Consider the following 7,462-nt stretch of genomic DNA (forward strand, 5'->3'; position numbering starts at 1 on the left):
AGTTGCGCAATTTGCATTTCAAACCGGCTTGACGGTCATTCTGTACTTTAGTACCAGTCGCCCAGCAGGTCCGGCGGGGAGGCATTCTTCACCTGAGACTCAGGTCCTTGGTCGCGCGCCGGCTCCGGTTCTGGACACCTGTGATTGTGAGTGCCCCTATAGCTCAGCTGGTAGAGCAACTGATTTGTAATCAGTAGGTCCGCGGTTCGAGTCCGTGTGGGGGCACCATATTCCCAAGCATAAAAATGAAAAATACCGCAAAAGGCCTTTGTTTTAAGGTCTTACGCGGAGGGTCGTTTGATCTTGCTTGCTCCTGATGCGTAAAAATGCGCATCCTGTTACGCATATTTTCCGCAATTTCCGCGTGGTGCGTAATTCATGGCGACGTTCCGAAAGATGAAGACTGGTTGGCGGGCTGAGGTCTCGCGACAAGGGATTCGTGAGAGCAAAGTTCTGCCTACCAAGAGGGAAGCGCAGGATTGGGCCAGCCGCAAGGAGTATGAGATCCTGAACGGCAAAAAGATCAGCGCCAAGATGAAACTGAGCGAGCTGTTCGACAGATATGCGCGAGAGGTCAGTTCTAAGAAGCGCGGGTACAAGTGGGAAGATTTGCGGCTGAAGAAGTGGGGCAAGGAGGGCATTGGTTCACTGCGCCTGGATGAGCTGAAGCCTGAAGACTTTGCTAAGTGGCGGGACCAGCGCTTGCGGGACGTTGCGCCTGCAACCGTCCGGCGCGAAATGGTGCTGATGAGTTCTGTATTCTCAGTTGCCCGGCGTGAGTGGGGCCTGTTGGCTGTCTCACCCTTGGAAGACGTCAAAAAGCCATCTGAGCCAGAGGGTCGAGATAGGTTGCCCACGGCGAAGGAAATGGAGCGGTTGAAGCTTTCAGCGGGTTCGGACCTGGCCACAGTGACAGCGCGTGCTTTTCACGCTTTCCTCTTTGCGGGGGAAACTGCCATGAGGGCGGGCGAAATAGTGGGGATGGTCTGGGATCGGGTTGATTTGGAGCGCCGCACAGTTTCCCTGCCTATGACCAAAAACGGCACGTCGCGGGAGGTGCCGTTGTCCGGCCGGGCGGTGGAGTTGCTGGAGGCTTTGCCAAGGCAAGAACCGGTGTTCGGTCTGACTTCCCGCCAGCTTGATGTGCTTTGGCGGAAGGTGCGGGACCGGGCTGCCGTCGATGATCTGACTTTTCACGACTCCCGGCATTGGGCGATCACTCGATTGGCGAAAAAGCTGGATGTGATGGATCTGGCGCGCATGGTGGGGCACAGGAACCTGTCACAGCTTTTAACCTACTACAACGAAAAGGCAGAGGATTTGGCGCGCAGGCTGGACTAGTCCAGCTTCACGCGCCGAGATTTGCCGGAGCCTTTAGCTTCCAGCTCGCCAGAGTTGATTTTGCGACGGATCGTATCCGCAGAGCATTCCAGGACGCGTGCAGCTTCCTGAATGCCCACCCACTCTTCGCGGGGCTGGAAAGTGCCCTGGGTCATGATGGCTTCGAGCCGCTCCACTTTCTTTGTGAGCGCATCCAGTGCGCCTGCATCGACTGCGATTAGTTGGGCTTGCATGTTTGCCTCCTGGTTTCCGTCGCTGCCCCTGGCGCGCAGGAGCAGAAAGAGAAATCAACGGTCAAGTCTGTTTTCGCGCCCGGTAGCTGCGCTTTTTGCAGCACTCCATAATCTCACGGCGCTCTTTCTTAAGTTCCCGGATCGCCTCTTCGCGTCGCCTGATCCGGACATGCAGTTTGGCTAGCCGCCGCAGTTCCCGCTCATTTGCGAAGTGCAGCCAAATCGCGCGCAGGCCGAATAGCTCTACCTTTTCATATGTTTTTGGCGGTCTCTTTGTGTTGCGGTGTCCACCTGAAACAGGTGGACATTTCGGGGTGCGGGTCGCGGTCTGCATGGTGCGTCCAGTTATCGTTGCGGGCGGGCAATCTTGCCGGTGTGGGCGTCGAATTCGGTAAGCAGCGCTGCGAAGCGTTCGGCGGCGGCAGTGTTGATGTTCAGCATGCGGCGGCTGTTCACGCCGCAGATCAGGCGTACATACTCGGCCGCCGCGCTGGCGATGAACTGACCGCCGGGGTAGCCGCAGCGCACGGCGGCGAAGGTCTGGAACCGCGGGTCGTTGCACAGGATGCCGGCCTGCGTGGCTGGCGGCATATCATCGAAGCGGGGCTTTGCTGCGGCGGTCATCGGCTTGCCTTTCTGCGGGTTGTGGGGCGCGGCGCGGGTTCGTGAGTGGTGGCCTGATTGCCGCGCCCCGGCGGAGCGGGCGGCCGGGCCCGCGTGTTAAAAAATGGTCAGTGTGCCGAGGTGCGGGTTTCAGGTGGCCTTGGCATGCTGGTTGGTGATTGGCGGCAGCGGCGGCGCGCCGTTGTAGGGACAGTCCGGGCGGCCATCGGTGGCGCGGCGGGTGCCGTCGATGGTGTGGCGGATCTGCGCAGTGCGGAGCCAGGCGTCCAGCGCAGAAGGCATGTCGTCCCCGGTGGCTGAGAGGCCCAGAAGGGACAGGCGCCAGCGCGTTGCTCCGAAATCGAAGCGGTCGCTGGGGTCTGTGCTAGCCGGGGTGATCCTGCCGCCGAATTTCTGCAGCAGCATCGCCTGGCCGAACCGGCAGCGGCTGCGCATAGCGCGGGTGGCTGCGTAAATTTCCTGAGGCGTTGGCGGCATCGGTTGTCCTGTCTATGATGATGCGCGGGCAGCGGATGGATTGGAGGATTGCGCCGCCCGCGCTGATCCGCGCCGCAAGACGGGCGCGAAACCTCAAAGAAAAGCGGCGCGTCAATCCTCCATCACGCGCCGCTACTCGGCTATTTCAATTGGGGCGGTGCCCGCGGGTGTGCCCGGATACTGCGGCTTGCCGCTGAGCAGGTGGTCGGGCAGGCGCGGGCCGGTGTGCGGTCAGGCCGCATCGCGGTGCGGAACCGGAATGTTCTTTTCCGCGATCAGCGCGCGCACCTTGGCGCCGACCCGCGCAAGGGTCTGGTCGGTGGGTTCCGGCGCGGGTTCGGGCCGGTCAATCAGATGGGCGGCGCGCAGGCGGGCAGGGTCGAACCCCTGGCCGCGGGCGGCCTTCATCGCGGCCCATGCCTGGGTGAACAGGCGGGTATCGTCCAAATAGTCCTCCGGCGAGCCGACGATCTGGCGTGCGGTTTTGGTCATGTCTTGCATTCAATCCTCCATCGGTTGATAGAAGGATTGATAAATGGAAGAAACTTCCACTGTCAAACATAAAGTGGAGCAAACTTCTATTTCGCAGTTCCGAGCCTTCGGGTCGGGAGGTTGTTTTTAGATCAGGAGATTCTGCCTATGTATTCTGCAAGGGACGTTTGCACGCTGGCTTTGGCCCGTTTGACGGGGATGAAGATAGCCAGGGTGCGTCAGTTGGAGCGTGCTTTGTTCAGGTGGTTCACAAGTTCAGCGCGGAGTTCAAAGGGAACATCGTCAAGTTCTCCGCGGTAAATGAAGTCAAGTCCAAAACCATAAATATAAGCAATACGTTCACTTACGGCGATGTCGAGGCCGGCCTCGCCTTTTTCTACCTTCGTGAGGGTGCTTCGATCGAGTGAGATGGAGTCTGCGAAACTGGCTTTGGTCTTGCCTAAGGATTCTCGGAGGGCTGTAATCCTAGGACCGACCTTGGCTGGGTGGCTCTCGCGCTCAATCAGAATGTTGGTCACTTTTTTCATATATGTTTGATATGGGGCAGTGGAGTATTTTTCCATTGGTGATATTTCCACATTGACGAATGGAGAAAACTTCCATTATGTCGCCTTATGAGCGAACTGAGAGACATCAAGCAGGTGATCAACCTCTGGCCGACCCGTGCTGAGCTTGTAGAAGACATTTCGCAGGTTTGCGGTCCGGGGGCTGTAAATGTTGCGCAGGTTCACAAATGGGCCCAGTCGGGTGCGATCCCAGCCAGGTTTCACGCTGCAGTGATACGCGCGGGGAAGCGGAGGGGATTTCAGGTTACGGCAGAATTGATGGTCCTCCTGCATGCAGCAGACCGAAGGCCTGTGTTGGAGCCTTTTGCTAATCGAGGAGGAGCCGCTGCATGAGTCGCCCCAACCTAACCCTGATTGTGAACAATGCTGTATCATGCGGCCAGCCTAGCGTGGCGGGTGGTCAAAAATCTTGGTCAAATCAGTTTGACCCATATGCGCTGAAGGCAAACGCGCCCAATCTATGGTCGGCCTATTTCCGCGCCCGTTTCCGCAGCCCGCGCGAGGTCGCGCTGTTCTGCGATGTAAGCTTTCAGACAGCGCTGAACTGGTGGGGCGCGGTGACCGCCCCCACCAGCCACATCGCGCTGCTGGTCATGCTGACCGATCCAGGCGCGGCGGTGTTTTTTGGTGACGAACTAGCGAGGGCGGCGTGATGACTGCCGCCAGTCCAAAAAACGGCAGCCGCGGTTTGCAGGCTTTCCTTGTGTCGAACGGAGCTCTAGTTGAGGTTTGTTGCCCGCAGTGCGGCCAAACCCAGCCCGCCCAGCCCGGCAAGGTAAAGGCAAATTCCGATGAAGGTCCACCGCCGTGCGGGTCCTGTGAGTTTGTAACGCCCGTATGGGTCTACGTGCTCCTGAAAGGTGCGCGTCTCAGCTTCGCCGAACCCAAGGCCGATCATGGCGACGGCGGTGTAGGCGATCAGGAGGTCGTCATGGGGTGTGCCTTTGAGCATGACCCAAAGAAGGGTGATCAAGCCGACCGTGCCCAATCCAACGTACCACTTTTCAGACACGAGGTTGGTGAGGTCATTCAGGGCTTTGCCCGCAAGTGTTTCCAAAGTGTTTGTTCCCTAATTGGGTGGTTCGTCGCCGCAGTGCGGAGGATGAAATGACAGTTGAACAATCGCAACGTGAATGTTCAGGAAGCGGCCATCTGTTGTCCGCGTCAGCCCTTGCCGCTCTCCCAATCGACGGTGAAGCGGCTGCGCTTATTGCTCGTAGTATTGCCGCTGAACTTGAGAGCTTTGCTGTTGCGCACGGCGTCACGCATGACCCCGTTGAAGGCTATCTGCATTTCGTGGTGGGCGTGATCGAGCGTAATTCGGCTGATCTCCTCGACTTTCGCTGTGTTCCGGCAAGCGGTGCAGCCTGCCTGGGAGCGGTCGAGGTTAGCTTCTCCTACGAAGGCTATCGGCTTGCGGCACAGGCCGCAAAGGACGCGATACTTGACGTCATTAATGGTGACGACAATGTCTGATTTTCCGATCACAAGAATCCCTTTCGTTGTGTGTTGGTCTACCGCGGAAGGTGCAGGCAATCGGGGCGACGTACAGGTCCAGGTTGTCTGCGAAAACGCCGCAGGCGGGGCCGCCATGTCCCCTTGCCTTGGCGCTGACCGGGGGCAGGCGCGCCTGCAGGTGGCCCCCGAAACCTCCCCTGTTGGACCTGGGCGCGTAGTGGCAGCGTTGCTGCGCGCCCCTTTTTCCGCGGGGGCGGTGCATGCTTGATTTTTGTGGTCTGCACAACTGGAGGCGGCTGCGCGAACGCACTGACGGTGCTGCGCTACTGCATGAGGGTGTTCTGCTGGCCGATGTTGCTGCCCGCGCGTCGGGCAAGCTCGCCTGCCTGGCCACGCCCTATGCCGGGTTTGATGGCGGGCCGGTTTTGGCCGCCGATGTCGCTGTCGCTTGGATGGGGATGCTGGCGCGGGCCGGTATCCTGCCGTTGTCTCCGGCCTTCATGGCGGCGGAGGCCGGGTTGTCGGCCGAGGATCCTACCGGTGCGGTGCGCCACGCCGATCTGGTGGTCGTGCCGGCACTGCCGGGCTGGCAGCAGTCTGCTGGAGTTTGGCGCGCGGCATTCCTGGCGTTGGAGATGAACAAGCCGGTCTATGTGCTGGATGGAGGTGCTTGATGGCGCAGAACCTTTCCAGCGCGCTGCTGGGCGTCGGCAAGGCGCTGGGGGTCAGTGAACTGGCTTGCGAGCCTTTCTCCGTTGAGTGGAAGGCCATTAGAAAATGGAGGGAAGGGCAGTGAAAGACGTGGTCGACGGTCCGGACGGGCGCACGCCCGATGCCTGGCCTTTGCAGCGCGGGGAAACGCTGTCCTCGCACGACTGGTTTCCGTTCTTCGGGCACAAGTTCCTGTCGTCGCGGTTCCTGAGTAAATGCGTCATGACCGGCAGGCGGGCGGATATCGGAACCGCGCTGATCCTGTGGTCCGAGGCGATGCGGCAGGATCCGGCGGGCACGCTGCCAATGGATGATCTGGAGCTGGCCGACATGGCCCGGTTCCGGTCTGTCAGCGAATGGCAGGAGGTCCGCGCGTCCGTGCTGCATGGCTGGGTGGCTGTTTTCGTCGAGGATCCGCGCACGGGCGAGGCTGAGGTTCGCCTAGGTCATCCCGGGCTGATCGAGGAAATCGTTCAGGACATGTACAAGCGCAAGCGCGGGCGGGATGCCGCGCGCGAGGCCGGGCGGCTGGCGCTCAAGAAGCACAAGATCCGCAAGAAGATGGCCGAAATGGGCGTGCCCGAACACATCATCAAGGATGATCGGGCAATCACGGCGCTGGCTGAGCACTTCGAACACTCGGAGCTGTACATCACGCCAGACAACGTGCGGGCGGCCATGGTCGAGGTGCTGGGCTACACCGGGGATGTGACGCCGATCAGCGCAGCGCGGAAGTGAAATTCATCTGAAATGAAGTGAAATGATTTCACCGGATTTCAGTTCGATTTCGGCTCTGTCGGTGAAATTGCCCTACAGGACAGAACAGTAAAAAACAGAAGAATACAAAACACCTTACTGGGCCCTGCTGCGGGCCGAAGTGCCGTTTGAAGTGTTGGAAGTACCGAGAAAGAGGGATTGCGGAAATGAACGGGAAAGAGCAGGCCGCAGGTGAAAAGCGGGTGCAGGAAATGTTGATTAATCCGCTTGAGGCGTTGGGGCTTACCAAGCCTAGCACCATGCGCAAAGAGCAGTTCGAGACCATGAAAAAAGAGTTACGCCAGATGCTGGCCTACATGAAGCCCGCCAGTTTGCAGCTGCTGTGCGAGTGGTGCGAGGGGCATCCGGGCGGCAAGGACCGGGACCGGTTCCCGATCGCGCTGCATATTCTGAAGGAAGCGCGCCGGATCGAGCCGCCGGAAACCGGACCATCACCGCTGATGCTGAAGGTGTTTGGCGATCCCTTGGGACGAGATGCGATTGCCAAGGGCTGGGCGCCAGAGTTGTTGACCTGGCTGAAGGGAAACCGATCGTGGCCCGGGAACTATACTCTGAGCCAGATCAAGGCTGCCGCCGATGATCCGGTGCGGCGCCTGGAGGACATCGAGGCGCGGATGGCTCGGGCGCGCGCAGTCACCCCTGAGGAGGCTGAGTTTCGTGACCGGCGCCGGGTGGCCCTGCAGAAGTGCCGCGATATTGCTGATGAGGCGCGGGCGCAGCGCGCGGCGGCGCAGGCATGAACATGGCGGCATTGCAAAGCGGCTTCGCCCTGGCACCGCGCCA

14 protein-coding genes and 1 tRNA gene are annotated in these 7,462 nt (G+C 59.9%); 8 read left to right on the top strand and 7 right to left on the bottom strand.

The annotated features are described in order from the left end of the window. The first annotated feature begins 152 nt into the window (after window positions 1-152). Both VOI29_RS20465 and VOI29_RS20470 read left to right on the top strand, forming a co-directional pair. Window positions 153-228 (top strand) — tRNA-Thr (locus tag VOI29_RS20465). A gap of 150 nt (window positions 229-378) precedes the next feature. Next, complete coding sequence (locus tag VOI29_RS20470) at window positions 379-1,341, top strand: site-specific integrase (RefSeq protein ID WP_323783084.1); 963 nt, start codon at window positions 379-381, stop codon at window positions 1,339-1,341. Here the strand turns inward: VOI29_RS20470 and VOI29_RS20475 are convergent. The 6 genes from VOI29_RS20475 to VOI29_RS20500 form a co-directional block, all read right to left on the bottom strand. Next, complete coding sequence (locus VOI29_RS20475) at window positions 1,338-1,574, bottom strand: helix-turn-helix domain-containing protein (protein ID WP_323783087.1); 237 nt, start codon at window positions 1,572-1,574, stop codon at window positions 1,338-1,340. The genes VOI29_RS20470 and VOI29_RS20475 overlap by 4 nt on opposite strands. Window positions 1,575-1,635: 61 nt before the next feature. Next, on the bottom strand, window positions 1,636-1,908 hold the full coding sequence (locus tag VOI29_RS20480; RefSeq protein ID WP_323783090.1) for a hypothetical protein: 273 nt from the start codon (window positions 1,906-1,908) through the stop codon (window positions 1,636-1,638). 11 nt (window positions 1,909-1,919) lie between these two features. Beyond that, window positions 1,920-2,198, bottom strand: coding sequence for a hypothetical protein (locus tag VOI29_RS20485; RefSeq protein WP_323783094.1), 279 nt, complete (start codon window positions 2,196-2,198; stop codon window positions 1,920-1,922). Between the two features lie 129 nt (window positions 2,199-2,327). After that, entirely contained in the window at window positions 2,328-2,675 is a 348-nt protein-coding gene (locus tag VOI29_RS20490; protein ID WP_323783097.1) for a hypothetical protein, read from the bottom strand. Window positions 2,676-2,906: 231 nt separating this feature from the next. After that, entirely contained in the window at window positions 2,907-3,176 is a 270-nt protein-coding gene (locus VOI29_RS20495; protein WP_323783100.1) for a hypothetical protein, read from the bottom strand. Window positions 3,177-3,385: 209 nt separating this feature from the next. Continuing rightward, entirely contained in the window at window positions 3,386-3,694 is a 309-nt protein-coding gene (locus VOI29_RS20500) for a helix-turn-helix transcriptional regulator (protein WP_323783103.1), read from the bottom strand. Window positions 3,695-4,062: 368 nt separating this feature from the next. Between VOI29_RS20500 and VOI29_RS20505 the strand changes: the two genes are divergently transcribed. Next, window positions 4,063-4,386 carry a hypothetical protein gene (locus VOI29_RS20505; RefSeq protein WP_323783106.1) on the top strand — a complete coding sequence of 108 codons (324 nt, stop codon included), beginning with the start codon at window positions 4,063-4,065 and terminating at the stop codon, window positions 4,384-4,386. Window positions 4,387-4,451: 65 nt separating this feature from the next. On the opposite strand, the gene VOI29_RS20510 is transcribed toward VOI29_RS20505, so the two are convergent. Next, window positions 4,452-4,790, bottom strand: coding sequence for a hypothetical protein (locus tag VOI29_RS20510; protein WP_323783109.1), 339 nt, complete (start codon window positions 4,788-4,790; stop codon window positions 4,452-4,454). 50 nt (window positions 4,791-4,840) lie between these two features. On the opposite strand from VOI29_RS20510, the gene VOI29_RS20515 reads away from it, so the two are divergent. From VOI29_RS20515 to VOI29_RS20535, 5 genes are all read left to right on the top strand, one after another. After that, entirely contained in the window at window positions 4,841-5,209 is a 369-nt protein-coding gene (locus VOI29_RS20515; RefSeq protein ID WP_323783112.1) for a hypothetical protein, read from the top strand. Window positions 5,210-5,451: 242 nt separating this feature from the next. After that, window positions 5,452-5,865: a DUF1937 family protein gene (locus VOI29_RS20520; RefSeq protein ID WP_323783115.1), complete on the top strand. Its 414-nt coding sequence runs from the start codon at window positions 5,452-5,454 to the stop codon at window positions 5,863-5,865. Next, window positions 5,865-5,987 carry a hypothetical protein gene (locus VOI29_RS20525; protein ID WP_323783118.1) on the top strand — a complete coding sequence of 41 codons (123 nt, stop codon included), beginning with the start codon at window positions 5,865-5,867 and terminating at the stop codon, window positions 5,985-5,987. The genes VOI29_RS20520 and VOI29_RS20525 overlap by 1 nt, the downstream gene beginning before the upstream one ends. Further along, on the top strand, window positions 5,984-6,640 hold the full coding sequence (locus VOI29_RS20530; protein WP_323783121.1) for a hypothetical protein: 657 nt from the start codon (window positions 5,984-5,986) through the stop codon (window positions 6,638-6,640). The genes VOI29_RS20525 and VOI29_RS20530 overlap by 4 nt, the downstream gene beginning before the upstream one ends. A 185-nt stretch (window positions 6,641-6,825) precedes the next feature. Beyond that, complete coding sequence (locus tag VOI29_RS20535; protein WP_323783124.1) at window positions 6,826-7,419, top strand: hypothetical protein; 594 nt, start codon at window positions 6,826-6,828, stop codon at window positions 7,417-7,419. The last annotated feature ends 43 nt before the right edge of the window (window positions 7,420-7,462 follow it).

Source organism: Leisingera sp. (genome assembly GCF_034669605.1).
Lineage (GTDB): Bacteria > Pseudomonadota > Alphaproteobacteria > Rhodobacterales > Rhodobacteraceae > Leisingera.

Excerpts from the sequence above, each read along its gene's own strand:
- VOI29_RS20470 (WP_323783084.1), top strand. The coding sequence starts at position 379 with ATGGCGACGTTCCGAAAGATGAAGACTGGTTGGCGGGCTGAGGTCTCG.
- VOI29_RS20475 (WP_323783087.1), bottom strand. The coding sequence starts at position 1,574 with ATGCAAGCCCAACTAATCGCAGTCGATGCAGGCGCACTGGATGCGCTC.
- VOI29_RS20480 (WP_323783090.1), bottom strand. The coding sequence starts at position 1,908 with ATGCAGACCGCGACCCGCACCCCGAAATGTCCACCTGTTTCAGGTGGA.
- VOI29_RS20485 (WP_323783094.1), bottom strand. The coding sequence starts at position 2,198 with ATGACCGCCGCAGCAAAGCCCCGCTTCGATGATATGCCGCCAGCCACG.
- VOI29_RS20490 (WP_323783097.1), bottom strand. The coding sequence starts at position 2,675 with ATGCCGCCAACGCCTCAGGAAATTTACGCAGCCACCCGCGCTATGCGC.
- VOI29_RS20495 (WP_323783100.1), bottom strand. The coding sequence starts at position 3,176 with ATGCAAGACATGACCAAAACCGCACGCCAGATCGTCGGCTCGCCGGAG.
- VOI29_RS20500 (WP_323783103.1), bottom strand. The coding sequence starts at position 3,694 with ATGAAAAAAGTGACCAACATTCTGATTGAGCGCGAGAGCCACCCAGCC.
- VOI29_RS20505 (WP_323783106.1), top strand. The coding sequence starts at position 4,063 with ATGAGTCGCCCCAACCTAACCCTGATTGTGAACAATGCTGTATCATGC.
- VOI29_RS20515 (WP_323783112.1), top strand. The coding sequence starts at position 4,841 with ATGACAGTTGAACAATCGCAACGTGAATGTTCAGGAAGCGGCCATCTG.
- VOI29_RS20520 (WP_323783115.1), top strand. The coding sequence starts at position 5,452 with ATGCTTGATTTTTGTGGTCTGCACAACTGGAGGCGGCTGCGCGAACGC.
- VOI29_RS20525 (WP_323783118.1), top strand. The coding sequence starts at position 5,865 with ATGGCGCAGAACCTTTCCAGCGCGCTGCTGGGCGTCGGCAAGGCGCTG.
- VOI29_RS20535 (WP_323783124.1), top strand. The coding sequence starts at position 6,826 with ATGAACGGGAAAGAGCAGGCCGCAGGTGAAAAGCGGGTGCAGGAAATG.